Source organism: Pseudomonas karstica (genome assembly GCF_009707515.1).
Lineage (GTDB): Bacteria > Pseudomonadota > Gammaproteobacteria > Pseudomonadales > Pseudomonadaceae > Aquipseudomonas > Aquipseudomonas karstica.
The window spans coordinates 34,030-49,653 of sequence record NZ_WLYI01000011.1 but is presented as its reverse complement, the minus strand read 5'-3'; the positions used below and the strand labels follow the sequence as shown (position 1 = coordinate 49,653).

The 15,624-nt window shown below is 60.0% G+C and carries 14 protein-coding genes and 1 pseudogene; 4 read left to right on the top strand and 11 right to left on the bottom strand.

The window, feature by feature from the left end:
• Nucleotides 1–49: 49 nt before the first annotated feature.
• A complete protein-coding gene (locus GIR22_RS09930; protein ID WP_154743169.1) occupies nucleotides 50–862 on the top strand; it encodes an alpha/beta fold hydrolase in 813 nt (270 codons plus the stop codon).
• A 34-nt stretch (nucleotides 863–896) separates the two neighbouring features.
• Here the strand turns inward: GIR22_RS09930 and GIR22_RS26745 are convergent, their stop codons facing one another.
• From GIR22_RS26745 to GIR22_RS09915, 4 genes and pseudogenes are all read right to left on the bottom strand, one after another.
• Nucleotides 897–1,739, bottom strand: coding sequence for a methyl-accepting chemotaxis protein (locus tag GIR22_RS26745; protein ID WP_377664109.1), 843 nt, complete (start codon nucleotides 1,737–1,739; stop codon nucleotides 897–899).
• A gap of 18 nt (nucleotides 1,740–1,757) precedes the next feature.
• Nucleotides 1,758–1,913: pseudogene (locus GIR22_RS26740) on the bottom strand (HAMP domain-containing protein); the annotation flags it as partial.
• A gap of 1,066 nt (nucleotides 1,914–2,979) precedes the next feature.
• Complete coding sequence (locus GIR22_RS09920; RefSeq protein WP_154743167.1) at nucleotides 2,980–4,404, bottom strand: aminotransferase-like domain-containing protein; 1,425 nt, start codon at nucleotides 4,402–4,404, stop codon at nucleotides 2,980–2,982.
• 204 nt (nucleotides 4,405–4,608) lie between these two features.
• Entirely contained in the window at nucleotides 4,609–5,370 is a 762-nt protein-coding gene (locus GIR22_RS09915) for an SDR family oxidoreductase (protein WP_154743166.1), read from the bottom strand.
• Between the two features lie 226 nt (nucleotides 5,371–5,596).
• On the opposite strand from GIR22_RS09915, the gene GIR22_RS09910 reads away from it, so the two are divergent.
• Complete coding sequence (locus tag GIR22_RS09910) at nucleotides 5,597–6,601, top strand: NADP-dependent oxidoreductase (protein WP_154743165.1); 1,005 nt, start codon at nucleotides 5,597–5,599, stop codon at nucleotides 6,599–6,601.
• Between the two features lie 31 nt (nucleotides 6,602–6,632).
• On the opposite strand, the gene pyrF is transcribed toward GIR22_RS09910, so the two are convergent.
• Nucleotides 6,633–7,331: an orotidine-5'-phosphate decarboxylase gene (gene pyrF, locus GIR22_RS09905; protein WP_154743164.1), complete on the bottom strand. Its 699-nt coding sequence runs from the start codon at nucleotides 7,329–7,331 to the stop codon at nucleotides 6,633–6,635.
• Between the two features lie 282 nt (nucleotides 7,332–7,613).
• On the opposite strand from pyrF, the gene GIR22_RS09900 reads away from it, so the two are divergent.
• Both GIR22_RS09900 and GIR22_RS09895 read left to right on the top strand, forming a co-directional pair.
• The gene (locus GIR22_RS09900) at nucleotides 7,614–8,378 is read left to right on the top strand and encodes a response regulator (protein WP_154743163.1); all 765 of its coding nucleotides are present in this window, start codon (nucleotides 7,614–7,616) and stop codon (nucleotides 8,376–8,378) included.
• Nucleotides 8,378–9,415, top strand: coding sequence for a HAMP domain-containing sensor histidine kinase (locus GIR22_RS09895; RefSeq protein ID WP_154743162.1), 1,038 nt, complete (start codon nucleotides 8,378–8,380; stop codon nucleotides 9,413–9,415). Before GIR22_RS09900 ends, GIR22_RS09895 begins: the two co-directional genes overlap by 1 nt.
• Before the next feature lie 63 nt (nucleotides 9,416–9,478).
• On the opposite strand, the gene GIR22_RS09890 is transcribed toward GIR22_RS09895, so the two are convergent.
• The 6 genes from GIR22_RS09890 to GIR22_RS09865 form a co-directional block, all read right to left on the bottom strand.
• Nucleotides 9,479–10,552: an AI-2E family transporter gene (locus tag GIR22_RS09890; protein WP_154743161.1), complete on the bottom strand. Its 1,074-nt coding sequence runs from the start codon at nucleotides 10,550–10,552 to the stop codon at nucleotides 9,479–9,481.
• A gap of 72 nt (nucleotides 10,553–10,624) precedes the next feature.
• A complete protein-coding gene (locus GIR22_RS09885; protein WP_154743160.1) occupies nucleotides 10,625–11,443 on the bottom strand; it encodes a DUF4892 domain-containing protein in 819 nt (272 codons plus the stop codon).
• 102 nt (nucleotides 11,444–11,545) lie between these two features.
• Nucleotides 11,546–12,400 (bottom strand): alpha/beta hydrolase, encoded by an 855-nt coding sequence (locus GIR22_RS09880; protein ID WP_154743159.1) that lies wholly within the window; start codon nucleotides 12,398–12,400, stop codon nucleotides 11,546–11,548.
• Nucleotides 12,397–13,206, bottom strand: a complete 810-nt coding sequence (locus tag GIR22_RS09875; RefSeq protein ID WP_154743158.1) for an alpha/beta fold hydrolase — start codon at nucleotides 13,204–13,206, stop codon at nucleotides 12,397–12,399. Before GIR22_RS09875 ends, GIR22_RS09880 begins: the two co-directional genes overlap by 4 nt.
• 97 nt (nucleotides 13,207–13,303) lie before the next feature.
• Entirely contained in the window at nucleotides 13,304–13,747 is a 444-nt protein-coding gene (locus tag GIR22_RS09870) for a hotdog fold thioesterase (protein ID WP_154743157.1), read from the bottom strand.
• 30 nt (nucleotides 13,748–13,777) lie between these two features.
• Nucleotides 13,778–15,445: an AMP-binding protein gene (locus tag GIR22_RS09865; protein ID WP_154743156.1), complete on the bottom strand. Its 1,668-nt coding sequence runs from the start codon at nucleotides 15,443–15,445 to the stop codon at nucleotides 13,778–13,780.
• Nucleotides 15,446–15,624: the final 179 nt, after the last annotated feature.

The following is a 15,624-nucleotide window of genomic DNA, read 5'->3' as shown; positions in this document are numbered from 1 at the left end:
CTAGCGTAAAAAAGTGCCCCTCACTCCGTTAAAGCAAGAGGCTCTCGCTATGCCTGTCGCCATCATTGATGGACAACCCTTGCATTACCTGGACCAGGGCACCGGCCCGGTCGTCCTGCTTGGCCAAAGTTACCTGTGGGATCGCCACATGTGGGCGCCGCAGATCGAAGCCCTGTCCCAACAGTACCGAGTGATCGTTCCCGAGTTATGGGGCCACGGCGACTCCGGCCCGCTGCCTCAGGCAACGGCCTCCATGGATGACCTGGCGCGCCAGGCCCTGGCTCTGCTGGATCACCTGGACATTGCCCAAATCAACCTTGTAGGCCTGTCGGTAGGTGGGATGTGGGGCGCGCGCCTGGCGTTGCAAGTGCCTAGGCGGGTCAACAGCCTGGTGCTGATGGACACGTACCTGGGCGCCGAGCCTGAGGCCACTCGCCAGTATTACTTCTCGCTGTTCAAGATGATCGAAGATGTCGGCGCCATCCCGGAGCCTTTGCTGGATGTGATCGCGCCCATCTTTTTTCGACCGGGGATCGACCGGGAATCGGCCTTGTACCAGGACTTTCGCAACGCATTGAAGGCGTTTTCCAAGGAACGCCTGCTACAAAGCATCGTGCCCCTGGGTCGGCTCATCTTCAGCCGCGACGATGTCCTGGAACAGTTGCCCCGCCTGGATGCCGACACCACCCTGGTGATGTGCGGCGATCAAGACAAGCCCCGGCCACCGGCGGAGTCTGAGGAAATGGCCAGCCTGATTGGCTGCTCACTGACGCTGATTCCGGATGCAGGGCACATCAGCAGTCGGGAAAACCCTGACTTCGTCAACGAGGCGCTGCTGACGTTCCTGGCCAATAACGCCTGACCCCTGCACTTTGATCGCCGCACTCAGGCGGCGATCAAAGCCGGAAGTGCCCCACCATCCCTTTCAACTCTGCCCCAAGCGTTGCCAACTCGATACTCGACGCCGCATTGTCCTGCATGCTCTGGGCCGACTGGTCGGCGCTGGCACGGATACTGGTGACACTGCGATTGATTTCCTCGGCCACCGAACTTTGCTCCTCGGCCGCTGCAGCGATCTGCTGATTCATTTGCTGGATCAACGACACCGCTACCGCAATGCTGCCAAGGGCACTTTCGGTTTCCAGCACATCGCTGACCGCCAGCTTGACCAACTCGCCACTCTGCTTGATCTGCTGTACCGAAGACTGTGCCGCACTGCGCAAGGTGCTGACCAGTTGTTCGATTTCCTCGGTCGACTGCTGAGTACGCCTGGCTAACGCTCGCACCTCATCGGCCACCACCGCAAACCCACGCCCCTGCTCCCCTGCTCGCGCCGCCTCGATCGCCGCATTCAGGGCCAGCAAGTTGGTCTGTTCGGCCACGCTCTTGATCACCTCCAGAACGGTACCTATGGTGTGGATTTGCGCACTCAGGCTTTCGATACTGGTACTCGCCGAAGTGGCAGAAGTAGCCAGCAACTCAATCCGCTGCAAGCTCTGGCGAACCACCTGCTGGCCACTGTCGACCTTATCATCCGCCCTTTGTGCCGCCTGGGCCGCCTCTTCGGCGTTACGCGCCACATCATGTACCGTGGCGGTCATCTGGTTCATTGCAGTGGCAACCTGCTCGGTTTCCTCTTTCTGGCTGCCAACCTCGATATTGGTCTGCTCAGTCACGCTGGACAGCGAATGGGCGGAGCTTGCCAACTGCTCGATACCCGCCTGCAAGCCGCTGACCATCGTGCTCAATCCCATACCCATCTGCTGCATGGCCTGCATCAGTTGGCCGATCTCATCGCGACGGCTAACCTCCATTCGATCACTGAGGTCACCTGCGGCAATGTGCTGCGCCACGCAAATTACACTGCGCAACGGGGTGACGATCAGCCGGGTAATAACCCACGCCGCAATCATCCCCACCAACAAGGCCAAGGCTGACGAACCGATAATCAGCAAGGCGCTTTTTTTCAACTGCGCTTGCATCGATTGGTCTTGCGCGGCATAGGCCTGGTTGACCCGGGTCACCACTTGGTCGGCGCGCTCATGCAGCTGTTTATAGACGGTCTTTTCCTGTGCCAGCAAGGCAGTGTATTCACTGAGCCTTTCGCTGAACGCCGCGATATGCCCGGCGACTTCATTGAGCACCGTCTGGTAACCAGGATCCTTGACCGTAGTTTTCAGTTGCGCGGCCTGGGCCAACGCCTGTTCGGCCTGTTCAATCTTGCCTTGCCTGGTATTTTCGTCATCACCCTTGCGGCTTTGATCCAGGCGCACCCGCGCTTCGTTCATGGCTTGCAACATCAAGCGCGAGACCTGGCTGACCTGTCCCGCTTGCTCGATAAACTCGGCGCCATCCTTACCCTGGCTTTCCTTGAGACCGTAGGCACCGTCATCTGCCAGCCCAGCCTGCAACACATCAAGGTTATTGGCGACACTGGAGACCGACCAACTGGCCATTTCCAGCGCCAGGTCCTTGGCCTGGGTCAGCTCGACAAACTTATCAAACGCTTTGCGATAGGCGATCAGGGCCTGTTCTACATCCGTCATCACCGGCACATTAACGGTGGACTGCGCCTTGAGGCTCGTAGCAAGGGCAGACAAGGCATCGACGCTTTCATGCAAAGCGTCGATGGACTTGGGATCGGTATGCAGTGCATAGGCCTGCTCAATCAAGCGTACCTTCAACAAACCGCTATTGAGCGAAGACATCGCCTTCAGACTTTCGAATCGCTGGCCGACGGCCTGCAACGACCACACCCCAATAGCGGCCACGAGGGCCGTCAACAGCAACACCAGGGCAAAGCCCAGGCCGAGTTTCTTCGCCATACCGAGGTTGGCAAAACGTCGTTGCACGACCGTAATCATTGCACTTGAGTCCTCTTGGCCTGGCGAATGCCATCAAGCCCACTTTCAATGCAGGAAGATTGGCAACGACACGGTATCGAACACAAGGCTTTGATGGCGCAATAATGGCAAAAAGCTACATACCCGTCGCTTTCAGAACAGTGGAGGTCGATCTTGCCGGCCCCATGGCTTTGAATAGCGCCAGGGCACGTTGATCGCAAGCATAGGCCACATTAATGCGCAGCCAGTCATTGTGTTCGCCCGTCGGGCTGAACAACGAGCCCGGCGAGAGCAACACCCCAAGTTTGCGCGCTTTGTCCTGCCACTGCAGGCAGTTGCCTACGCCAGGTCGAACCCAGAGAAACATCCCCCCCGCCGGCACGGCAAACACCTCCCATTCTTCGTCTTCCAGCACCTGCAGGGTCATAGCCATTTCAGTACTCAGACGCTTGCGCAAACGCTGCACCCATTTGCGGTAGGTGCCATTGGCCAGCAAGGTCGCCACCACCGCTTCGGCAAACCGTGAGGTACCGATGCCGGTGAGGGTCTTGACCTTGACCAGTTGCTCGATGATTGCCGTACTGGCAGTAAGATAACCAACCCGCAAGGCACTGCTGAGTGTCTTGGAAAAGCTCGAGACATAGATGACCCGATCCTTGTGGGGTAACGCTGAAAGCCGGGTGCAGGTGGCATGCTGCAGATCGCCATAGACATCTTCCTCGATAATAAAGAAGTCCTGGGCCTGGGCCAGTTGCAGCAAACGTTCAGCCACCGCCAGGGAAAGGCTGGTACCGGTCGGGTTGTGATAAAGGCTGTTGATGAACAAGCACTTGGGACGATGTACTCGCAGCAGCATCTCCAGCGCAGGAATATCCGGACCGCCACGAGTCCTCGGGACCTCCAGCAAAGTGACGCCGTGAAAGGCCAGCAAGCGATACAGATTGCCGTAACCGGGACTTTCAACCACCACCCTGTCACCCGCCTTGAGTAATGTACGTATCAGCAGGTCCTGAGCGTGGCTGGCGCCCTGGGTGGTCAGGATCCGGTCGGCACTGGTGCCAATATGAATGTGGGTCAGGCGCTTGAGCAGTTGCTCGCGCAGCGCCGGCAGCCCAAGCGGCGTGCTATAGCTGAATAACCCGGCGGTATTGGTACGGGTGACTTCACGAATCGCATAGCTGATGTCGTCGCTTTCACGCCAGGTATCCGGCAACCAACCGCACCCCAGCGTCAACTCACCCAGAGGATTATCAGTGAAGCTTCCCCAGCCTTGTTCCGCGCCCTCATACCATTGGCATTCGTGCTGCGGGTCGCTGGCCGCGGGCTGTTCGGCGACAAAAAAACCCGAGCCTTGCCGCGAGGCCAATAACCCTTGGGCCACCATCCGCTCACATGCCTCAATGACATTGGATTGACTGAGCAGATTGTCACGGGCCAGTTGCCGGATGGACGGCAAGCGTGTCCCGGGGCTGACCCCGCCCTCCCGAATCCATGCGGCAACTGCGCTGACGATCTGCTGAACAACCGGTACAAGGGCTTGTCGATCGATCCCTAAATCCATGAGCCACTCACTTCAACTGTTTGTCATTTAAACCCAAAACAGTTAAGCACAGACGTTGGTCAGCGCAGCTTCAAATATTTATTAAATCATTGATTTAATTATATTATTTACCTAATGAAACACATTTTGAGCAGGCACCTTGCCATCTACGGAAAAGCCTCACAGCACCTCAAAGGTATTCTGATCAGGTAGTGGCTTGTAGTCCTAGATAGCAGTGGCGCCGCCGTCCACGGCCAGCGCTTGGCCGGTGGTGAACGCAGCACCGTCGCAGCATAAATAGAGCACCGCACTGGCGATTTCCTCAACCGTGCCAATACGACCGACCGGGTGCATCGCGGCGGCAAACTCGGCTTTTCTCGGATCGGCCTCATAGGCTCGGCGGAACATGTCGGTGTCGATCACCGCCGGGCAGACTGCGTTGACCCGGATCTTCTTTTTTGCGTACTCGATGGCGGCCGACTTGGTCAGGCCAATCACTGCATGCTTGGACGCGGCATAAATACTCATCTTCGGCGCTGCACCCAACCCGGCAACCGATGCCGTGTTGACGATCGCCCCGCCACCCTGTGCCAACAGCAGCGGCAACTGGTACTTCATGCACAGCCATACGCCCTTGACGTTGACACCCATGATGGCGTCGAACTCATCCAGGCTGCCGTCAGCCAATTTGCCTTTCTCGATCTCGATGCCGGCGTTGTTGAAGGCGTAGTCCAGGCGACCGTAGGTGGCCAGGGTGTGTTGCATCAACTGCTGCACATCCGCTTCCAGCGTGACATTGCAACGCACAAAAACCGCTTCGCCACCGGCCTGCTGGATCAACGCCACCGTGCCTTCGCCGCCTGCAACATCCAGATCGGCGACCACTACTTTCAAACCTTCGGCGGCAAACGCCTGCGCCGTGGCGCGGCCAATACCATTAGCCGCGCCGGTGACCAGGGCGACCTGGCCGGAAAATGTCATGCTCATGGTTGGATCCTTGGATGAGATACCCGTTGCCCCAGTCTAGCCAGTGGCAGCACAGGCCTGTCAGCACTATTAGAAGGCCGGTTAACGCTCCATGAGTGGCAGTGATAAGTCAGCCAGCCCCACTATCATTGCAGTGTATCGGCGGGCATTCGCACCTGTCGGCCCAACTTGCCCCCCGCGCCAAGAGGGTCTATCACTCAAACTCCACTTCTTCAGAGTCCCTGCCATGACTGACCAGACCAATCGCCAGTTCCTGCTCGCCAAACGCCCGGTCGGCGCGGCTACCCGGGAGACCTTTACCTATCAGGAAGTGCCGGTGGGCACACCGCAGGAGGGGCAGGTTCTGGTGCGCAACGAGTACCTGTCCCTGGACCCTGCCATGCGCGGCTGGATGAATGAAGGTAAATCCTACATTCCACCGGTAGGCATTGGAGAAGTGATGCGAGCACTGGGGGTCGGCAAGGTCATTGCTTCAAACAGCCCTCAATTTGCCGTAGGGGATTACGTCAACGGCGCTCTCGGTGTGCAGGATTACTTCCTCGGCGAGCCCAGGGGTTTCTACAAGGTCGATCCGAAACTGGCGCCGCTACCACGTTATCTGTCGGCACTGGGGATGACCGGCATGACCGCGTATTTCGCCCTGCTGGACATCGGTGCGCCCAGGGCCGGGGAAACCGTGGTCATTTCCGGCGCTGCCGGGGCGGTGGGCAGCATTGCCGGGCAAATCGCCAAGATCAAGGGTTGCCGTGTGATAGGAATTGCCGGAGGCGCCGACAAATGCAAGTTCCTGGTGGATGAACTGGGGTTTGACGCGGCCATCGACTACAAGAACGAAGACGTGCATGCCGGTCTCAAACGTGAGTGCCCCAAAGGTGTGGATGTGTATTTCGATAACGTCGGCGGAGACATTCTCGACGCGGTACTGAGCCGGTTGGCACTGAAGGCCCGGGTGGTGATTTGCGGTGCGATCAGCCAGTACAACAACAAAGAGGCGGTGAAGGGACCGGCCAATTATTTGTCACTGCTGGTCAATCGGGCACGCATGGAGGGTTTTGTGGTGATGGACCATGCGGCGAACTTCGCCAGCGCCGGGCAGGAAATGGCTGGCTGGATGGCGCAGGGCAAGCTCAAGAGCAAAGAAGATATTGTCGAGGGGCTGGAGACATTCCCCGAAACGTTGATGAAGTTGTTCAACGGAGAGAACTTCGGGAAGTTGGTGCTGAAGGTGTAGGAGCAAGCGCTCCTACACGTGGGCGTCGCTATCAAGCGATCTCGGCAACCACCGCCGCCAATGCCTTGGCCGGGTCGGCCGCCTGGCTGATCGGACGGCCGATCACCAAGTAGTCGGAACCGGCATCCAGCGCTTGGCGCGGGGTCAGGATACGGCGCTGGTCGTCCTGGGCACTGCCCGCCGGGCGAATCCCCGGGGTGACCAGTTGCAACGAAGGATGGGCAGTTTTCAAGGCCTGGGCTTCCAGCGCCGAGCAGACCAAACCGTCCAGGCCGGCCTTTTGCGCCAGGGCCGCCAGGCGCAACACTTGCTCCTGTGGCTCGATATCCAGGCCGATACCGGCCAGGTCTTCACGCTCCATGCTGGTCAGTACAGTCACGCCAATCAGCAATGGCTTTGGGCCGGTGCGCTGGTCCAACACATCACGGCAAGCGGCCATCATCCGCAGGCCGCCGGAGCAGTGAACGTTGACCATCCACACGCCCATTTCTGCAGCCGCCTTGACCGCCATGGCCGTGGTGTTGGGAATATCGTGGAATTTCAGGTCGAGGAATACCTCGAAGCCTTTGTCACGCAAGGTACCGACAATTTCCGCAGCGCAACTGGTAAACAGTTCCTTGCCGACCTTGACCCGGCACAGCTTGGGGTCCAACTGGTCAGCCAGCTTCAGTGCGGCGTCACGGGTGGGGTAATCCAGGGCGACGATGATAGGCGTCTGGCAAACGGACATTGGAATGGGCTCTCAGGCAAGTCGAAATCGGCGCGAATTGTAGCGCAAGCAGCGCCGTTGCGGGATCCGATGATCGGTAAATCCTCAGGACTCGCTCAGTGGCGGGCAAATATTTCAATGTCGATACATTCACGACATGCCTGCAACAACCCTGAAGGCTAGCCTCGCCCATGACCCCAGTGTCCAGCACTTCACAGCCACAGGATCGGGCGCCTATGCTGAACGTGACAAACCTCGCCGCCGCCCTTGGGCCCCGCGGCCTATCAGGTAGATGAGCGCACTATGCAAACCCGTTCCCCAGCGACGAATGACGATCAAAAAGGTACCGTGCCCGCCGATGAAAAGCGCTGGAACACCCGAGCGCTGATTGTCGATGATGACGTACCGATCCGCGAGCTGCTGATCGATTACCTGGCCCGTTTCGGCATTCTCACCAGCGGCGTGACCGACGGCACGGCCATGCGCCAGGCCATGCTGGCCGAATCCTTCGATGTGGTGGTACTCGACCTGATGCTGCCTGGCGAGGACGGCTTGTCCTTGTGCCGCTGGCTGAGGGCCGAGTCGAACATACCGATCTTGATGCTCACCGCCCGCTGCGAGCCCACCGACCGTATCATCGGCCTGGAGTTGGGGGCCGACGACTATATGTCCAAGCCATTCGAGCCCCGTGAGCTGGTCGCACGGATCCAAACCATTCTGCGTCGGGTGCGCGACGATCGCACCGAACAGCGAGCCAATATCCGCTTTGACAACTGGCGCCTGAACAGCGTGCTGCGCCAACTGGTGGCCGATGATGGCCTGGTGGTTCCGCTGTCCAACGCCGAGTTTCGCTTGTTGTGGGTGTTTATCGAACGCCCGCGCAAGGTGCTGAGCCGCGAACAACTGCTGGACGCGGCCCGTGGTCGTTCCATCGAAGCCTTTGACCGCAGCATTGACTTGCTGGTGTCGCGCCTGCGGCAAAAGCTGGGGGATGACCCGAAAGCACCACAACTGATCAAGACCGTGCGCGGCGAAGGCTATCTGTTTGATGCTCGGGATATCGGTTGATGCGCAACGCCTTCAACACGCTGTTCGGCCGGCTGTTTGGGGTGTTGCTGGTGGCCATTGTTCTGGCCCATGCGCTCGCTATCTTCTGGTTTCACCACTACGACCCGCCGCCGCCACGCTCAACCGCAGCCTTGGTCGAGCAGGCTGACGGCAGCTTGATGAGTAAACAGCACGAGCACCGTCGCCCCTGGTTCGGCGGCCCGGTGGTGCCGCTGACGTTTCAATTTATCTCACTGATCATCGCTGCCTGGTACGGCGCCAAACTGCTCAGTCGGCCCATCCAGCGCCTGAGCGCGGCGGCCGAGCGCTTGAGTGTCGACCTCAATAGCCCGCCACTGGACGAATCCGGCCCCCAGGAAGCGCGACAGGCGGCCTCAACTTTCAACATGATGCAAAAACGCATCCGCGAGCAGGTCACGCAACGGGCACGCATGCTCGGGGCCGTCTCCCATGACCTGCGCACTCCGTTGTCACGGCTCAAGCTGCGCCTGGAACAGATTGAGGACACCCAACTGCAAGGCCAGATGCGCCAGGACCTGGATGACATGATCGGTATGCTCGACGCCACGCTCAGTTACCTGCACGAACAACGCACCAGCGAAACCCGGCATTGGCTGGACGTCCAGGCGCTGGTGGAATCCCTCAGTGAAAATGCCCAGGACCGAGGTTCGCACGTGCAATGCAGCGGGCAGTGCGCGCCCTTGCAGGTACAACCAATGGCCTTGCGCTCCAGTCTCAATAACCTGATCGACAATGCCTTGCGTTATGCCGGCACGGCACACATTGATCTGGCGGACAGCCCCCAGGCCTTGGTGGTACGGGTGATCGACCATGGGCCGGGGATTGCCGTCGAAAAGCACGAAGCGGTATTCGAGCCTTTTTTCCGACTGGAAGGTTCGCGTAACCGCAACTCCGGCGGAGTGGGATTGGGGATGACCATTGCCAGGGAGGCGGTAGAGCGGCTCGGTGGAAAGTTGAGCCTGGAAGAGACGCCAGGGGGTGGGTTGACAGCCGTTATGTGGTTGCCTCGGGTGTAAGCTCGGCAGGGCCAACGGCGGGGCTGCTTCGCAGCCCATCGCAGCCTCGTTCCTCGTCAGCGGCTACAGTCCGTCGCGGCCTTGGTCCTCCTGCCGGCGTGCCTGGGCCTGGTTTGCGCTCCAGTCGATCAACAGGCTATAAGCCACCGCCAGCAGCGTCGGCCCGATAAACAAGCCGATAAAGCCAAAGGCAATCAGGCCGCCAAACACCCCCAGCAACACGATGACCAACGGCAGGTTGCCGCCACGACTGATCAGGTACGGCTTGAGCACGTTGTCCACGCCGCTGATGATGAACGTCCCCCATACCCCAAGGAATACCGCGTAGGTGTAATCGCCTTTCCATGCCAGCCACGCTGTGGCTGGAATCCAGACCAGCGGCGGGCCCATGGGGATCAGGCTCAGCAGGAAGGTCACGATCCCCAGTACCAGCGCCCCCGGGACACCAGCGATCAGGAAACCGACCAACGCCAGTAACGCCTGGGCCGCCGCCGTGCCGATGACCCCGTTCACCACCCGTTGCACCGTACCGGCCACCAGTTCGATGTAGTAACCCGCGCGGTCGCCGATCAAACGCTCCAGTAAACGATGGACAAACATCGCCAGGCGCGGCCCATCCCGATAAAAAAAGAACACGAACACCAGGCTCAGGGTCAGTTCCAGGATTCCGCCGCCGATCTGTGCGCTACGAGCCAGCAACCAGTTGCCGACCTGCCCCAGATAAGGCTTGAGACTGGCGATCAGAGCAGTGCCTTGCTGGTCGATGCTGTCCCACATGCCCACCAGGCGCTCGCCGATCAAGGGAATGGAACCCAGCCAGGCTGGCGCCTGGGGGAAGCCGTCGACCTGAACATCCTTGATCAACACCACGACGCTACGCACATGATCCGCCAGGTTGAAGCCCAGCCAGACCAGAGGCACCGCCACCAGTAGCATCCAGCCCAAGGTCAGAATGCCTGCGGCCAGGGACTCACGTCCTCCCAACCAGCGAGTCAGCAGGAGCATCAACGGCCAACTGGCAAACGCCAGCACCGCGCCCCAGAACAGCGCCGACCAGAACGGCGCCATCACCCAGAAACTGGCACCAAACAGCACCAGAAGCAGGATCTGCACCAGCAGGCGATCATTGTTGAGCATGTGGTTTCTCGAAAAGAAGACTGTAGATGAAGAGCTTAGGCGAACGGCGCGGGTCCGTTCGCCCAGAAACGATCAACGCAGCAATTGCAGGTGCAGGCCCTTGGCCTCTGTGGTGCCTGTTTCGAGCCGTGCGGCAAGCACGCGCTGAGCGATCAGCCCCTGGCGCCAGGCTTCAGCATTGGGACCTGTCAAACTGACCCGCAAAGTAGTGTCCAGGTTCAATCCGCGGGAAATCAAGGTCAGCCAGGTGGCGTCGGGTTCGGCGCCAAACATGGGGAAGTCCAGCTCGCCAGTGCTTTTCAGCTCCCGCAACAACGTGGCCGAAGTGGGTAGCAAATCCCCCAGTGGCGCACTGGCATCGAGTTGCTCGACATGCAGGTAAGCCCGACGATTGCCCCGGGTGATGCCATACATCGCTATCAGAGAGTTGTCCTGGGGGGCGGCCAGGCGCAGCAGCAAAAACTCCTGCTGGCCATCGGCGCCTACCAGCTTGGCGCTGCCGAAGACTTCATTGGCCCACAGGCTGCTTTCCCCACAATCTCGAGCCTGGCACCAGAATAGCAATTGCGCGCCCTGGGCTTGCAAGGCTTCTCGCGTCGCAGTAAAGGCGGCACTGGAGGTATGTTCAGCAGGAAGTTCATAGGTGATGGCGGTGGCTTGCCCACGGGCAGTGACCTGGCCTTCGTAACGTAATTGGCCACTGATCTTGCGGATCGGGCCCATCGGATAGATACGCTCTTTTTCTGCGGCTGGACGGTAATCAACTATCTGGGCATCAGCCTGACGGGGCACGGTGGGCAAATCCTGGCTACCTGGCACATCGGCGGCAAACACCAGCGGGCTGAAACAGCACAGCCCAAGAATACGGATAAATCCCTTCGGCATACTCATTGGGTCAGCGAGCCACGGCCGGGTGGGGTCGCTGCGGTGTTGAGCTTGTTCATGATTGACTCCTTTTCGATCCGCCCAGCCTCGGCAGTTGCTCCCGCCAAGTCAAGGCATGGTGAAGAACCGATTGAAACAGTCTGCAACAAGGACCGCACCTGGCTCGTCATTCAGGTGCAAATGATGGCCACCCGGCAAAGTCGTCAGATTGAAAGGAAGCTGTGAAAGCAATTCGGAATGTTTCACCAACATGCCGTCTTTAGCCACCACCAATTGTGTCGGACAGGCTACTCGACGCACAAAGGCCATGGCTTGGTCTTGCGTCAGACGTATCGGTGAGGCCAGGGTCAGTCGGCTGTCGCTACGCCAGGTATATCCCCCCGGCACCGGCATCAGGCCGCGCTGGGCCAGCAGTTCGGCGGCTTCGCGGCTGACCGCTACCACGCCCTTCATCCGCGCCTCAATGGCGCGATCCAGGGTGCTGTACACCGGCTTGCGCTTGTCCTGCAGGCTCAATTGCGCCTGCAAGGCCATACCCAGACGTTCGGCGGCATTCTCGCCGGTAGCGGTCGGCGGGATCACGCCATCAATCAATCCCAGGTGCGTCACCCGCTCGGGCAAGGCGCCGGCCAACACCAGGGAAACGATGGCGCCAAGGGAATGGCCAAGTAATGCAAAACGTTTCCAGCCCAGCTGCTCGGCCACTTGCAGCACATCATGGACGTAATCCCACAAGGCATAACCCGCCCCAACGGGTCGATGGGCGGAGTGACCATGACCCGCCATGTCCAGGGCAATGATGCGCAGGCCACTGAGTTTCGGGGCCAGGCGCGCGAAGCTGTTGGCGTTGTCCAGCCAGCCATGCAGGGCAATCACCGGCAAACCGTCCTGGGGGCCAAACAAGTGGGCTGCCAGTTCGATGTGGGGCAGGCTCAGGCGCACTTCTTCAACGGGTATGGTCATGCGCAGTCGGGCTCGCACTGCCGGGCTTCCCAGCGGGCAAACAGGCTCTTGAGCAAAGCCGCAGTGTCCTGGGGGCGCTCAAGGGGAAACATATGGCCGCCTGGCATGGTCAACATTTCGCCCTGGGGCATGCGCCCGACACCACTGGCATGATGGCGCATGACTACCCGGCTCTGCCGGCCCCGCACCACGGCCAGCGGCACTTTCAATTGACGGGCCTGGCCTGGGCTTGTGTGGGGCACACCCCGGTAGATACTGATTTCGGTGGCTGAGTCAAAACGCAGGCGCAGGCGATCACCGACCTGTTGCAGGCCGTGTTGCAAATAAGCGTCGAAACAGTCGGGATCGAAGGCGCGAAACAGGGTCTTGGCGGCGAAGTATTTGCGCGCTGCGTCCAGGTCGGCGAACTCTTCACGGCGGCCGAGGGTGCGGCCGGCCGGAGTCAGGCGGTCGATAAAACCAAAGCGCTTGGCGGCGCGGATCACCCAGCGGTCAGCCAGGGTCAGTACCGGGGAGTCCAGCATCACCACGCCCCGATACAGCTGCGGGCAACGCATGGCCGCATGCAGATGCAGCACACCACCCAAGGAATGACCCACGCCCCATACCGGCCCCGGTTGCAGCTCCAGATGATGGATCAGCTCGTCCACCAGACTCTGCCAGTTATCATCCACGGGGAACCTGGGGTCGTGCCCGTGCTGCGGCAAATGCGCCACGCAATATTCCGGGGCCAGGGCGGCAAACAACTTGCCGTAGGTGGCCGAAGGAAAGCCATTGGCGTGAGCGAAAAACACGTGCTGCGACATACTGGACCCATCACCGAAAACAGAAATTGATTGTCCCCATGCCCGGCCGCCACAGCAATGACTGTAACTGCCAGGAATGATGACACTCACGCCATGGCTATCGCGCCGATGGATTCTCACCCAGCGGCACCACCGCCATGGTCAGCCGCGACACGCAACTGGCCTTGCCTTCATCGCTGGTCAGGCGAATGTCCCAGACATGGGTAGTACGCCCGATATGAATCGCCTTGGCCACCGCCGTCACTCGTCCCGATCGCAGGCCCCGCAGGTGGTTGGCATTGATTTCCAGGCCCACGCAGTAGAACTTGCTGGCGTCGATGCACAGGTAGCTGGCCATGGAGCCGACGGTTTCCGCCAGCACCACCGAGGCCCCGCCGTGCAGCAGGCCGTATGGCTGGTGGGTACGCTGGTCGATCACCATGCTGGCAGTCAGCGATTCCTGGTCAAAACGCTCGAAACGAATATCCAGCACTTCACCAATGGTGTTTTTTTGAATGGCATTGAGTTGTTCGATATCAGGTTGCGTGCGCCACAGGCTCATTAATCTGTCCTTATTGATTTTATGAAGGTCTCAATCCTGCCACAGCACGACCTCGGAGCGCTCGCTCCAGGCTTGGAACTGTGGCCCGTAAGTGGATTCGATGACGTTACGCTTGATCTTCAAGGTCGGGGTCAGGAATCCGTTTTCCACCGCCCAACTGTCTTTCACCACCACTAATTGACGCAAGCGCTCGTGTTTATCCAGAGCTTGGTTGACCTCCTCCAGCAAGCGTTCCAGGCTGCCGTGCAGTGCCTGGCGCGCGTGGCCTGCGGCGTCTTGCAGGCCCACCGCCGACAACACACACAGGCCCATGGGCGCGCTCAACCCATCGCCGACTACGCACACCTGTTCGATTCGCGCATGCTCGGCCAGACGATTCTCAATGGGCGCCGGGGCCACGTATTTGCCTTTGCTGGTCTTGAAGATTTCCTTGAGGCGCCCGGTCAGGCGCAGCCGGCCCTCGCTGTCCTGCTCACCCTTGTCGCCAGTACGCAGGAAGCCATCTTCGGTGAGGCTCTCGGCGGTTTTCTCCGGGTCCTTGAAGTAACCGAGCATGGTCGCTGCGCTGCGCACCTGCACTTCACCCGTGGGATCAATGCGCACCTCGACATCCGGGCACGGCAGGCCGATCCAGCCAATTTTCTGCTGGCCGGGGCGAGACACATGGGAGTAACCACAAGCTTCGGTCATGCCGTAGACCTCCAGCACATCCAACCCCAGGCGCTGGTACCAGCGCAACAGCGTCTCAGGCACCGGTGCTGCGCCGGACAGCGCAATGCGCAATGCATCCAGGCCCAACCCGGCGAGCACCTTATGCCCCACTCGCTTGCCAATAAGCGGCAGGCGCAGCAGGGTATCGAGGCGTTTTTCCGGAATCTTGGCGTACACACCCATCTGGAATTTGGTCCAGATCCGCGGCACACCGAACAGTGCCGTAGGTCGCGCCCGCCGGAGGTCCGTGAGAAAGGTGTCGAGGCTTTCAGCGAAAAACACCGTCTGCCCGGTATAGATCGAGGCCAATTCGACAAACATCCGTTCCGCCACATGGCACAGCGGCAGGTACGACAACAGTCGGTCCCCCTCCCCCAGGCCAAACAACTCGGTGCCCCTTGTAGCGGCAAAACCAAGCGCGCCGAAGCTGTGCATCACCCCCTTGGGCAAGCCGGTGGTACCGGAGGTGTAGATGATGGTGGCCAGATCCGAAGGGGTAGGTGCCGGGGCGTCCTGGATCGGTGAGCAGGCTTGCAGGTCGGCCCAGGTGAAATCGAATTGACCCTCGGGGCACAGCGGCAGGCTGATGGTCGGCAAGCTGGCCTTGACCCCGCGAACCATGGAGGGCCAGTCGTCGAGCTTGCCGATAAACACCAGCGCCGCCTCGGAATGTTCCAGCACATGGGCGACGGAATCGGCGGTGAGGTTGGGGTACAGCGGCACCGAGACATGTCCGGCCATCCAGATCGCCAGGTCGGCAATGATCCAGTGGGCGCAGTTTTTCGAGATTAGGGCAATGTGCGAGCCTTGAGGCAGCTCCCGCGCCCTCAGCCAGTGGGCGGCGCAGCGAGCCTGGTGACCGACCTCGCTCCAGGTGAGGGTCTGTACCTCGCCACCACCGATGGGCTGAACCATAAAACGTTGGCGCGGATGCCGCGCTTCACGCTCAAAGAAGACCTGCAACGGCAAACGAAAAGCCACAGACATGGGGCGCGCTCCTGTGTGCTGCGATGATCCGCGATAGCCAACCAAGCACTTGCTTGGCTGACTATATAGCACATGCGGAGGGGGGCATATCCGTTGCTGTGGTCACGGCTGCGTAGGGTTCCGCCCTTACGGCGGGTCACTTTGGAAAAGAGCCCCAAAGTAACCAAAGGGCTCTTGCC

Coding starts and splice junctions, on each gene's coding strand:
- GIR22_RS09875 (WP_154743158.1), bottom strand. CDS start 13,206: ATGTCGCAGCACGTGTTTTTCGCTCACGCCAATGGCTTTCCTTCGGCC.
- GIR22_RS09895 (WP_154743162.1), top strand. CDS start 8,378: ATGCGCAACGCCTTCAACACGCTGTTCGGCCGGCTGTTTGGGGTGTTG.
- GIR22_RS09900 (WP_154743163.1), top strand. CDS start 7,614: ATGCAAACCCGTTCCCCAGCGACGAATGACGATCAAAAAGGTACCGTG.
- GIR22_RS09920 (WP_154743167.1), bottom strand. CDS start 4,404: ATGGATTTAGGGATCGATCGACAAGCCCTTGTACCGGTTGTTCAGCAG.
- GIR22_RS09890 (WP_154743161.1), bottom strand. CDS start 10,552: ATGCTCAACAATGATCGCCTGCTGGTGCAGATCCTGCTTCTGGTGCTG.
- GIR22_RS09910 (WP_154743165.1), top strand. CDS start 5,597: ATGACTGACCAGACCAATCGCCAGTTCCTGCTCGCCAAACGCCCGGTC.
- GIR22_RS09915 (WP_154743166.1), bottom strand. CDS start 5,370: ATGAGCATGACATTTTCCGGCCAGGTCGCCCTGGTCACCGGCGCGGCT.
- GIR22_RS09880 (WP_154743159.1), bottom strand. CDS start 12,400: ATGACCATACCCGTTGAAGAAGTGCGCCTGAGCCTGCCCCACATCGAA.
- GIR22_RS09885 (WP_154743160.1), bottom strand. CDS start 11,443: ATGAGTATGCCGAAGGGATTTATCCGTATTCTTGGGCTGTGCTGTTTC.
- GIR22_RS09870 (WP_154743157.1), bottom strand. CDS start 13,747: ATGAGCCTGTGGCGCACGCAACCTGATATCGAACAACTCAATGCCATT.
- GIR22_RS09865 (WP_154743156.1), bottom strand. CDS start 15,445: ATGTCTGTGGCTTTTCGTTTGCCGTTGCAGGTCTTCTTTGAGCGTGAA.
- GIR22_RS26745 (WP_377664109.1), bottom strand. CDS start 1,739: ATGGTCAGCGGCTTGCAGGCGGGTATCGAGCAGTTGGCAAGCTCCGCC.
- pyrF (WP_154743164.1), bottom strand. CDS start 7,331: ATGTCCGTTTGCCAGACGCCTATCATCGTCGCCCTGGATTACCCCACC.
- GIR22_RS09930 (WP_154743169.1), top strand. CDS start 50: ATGCCTGTCGCCATCATTGATGGACAACCCTTGCATTACCTGGACCAG.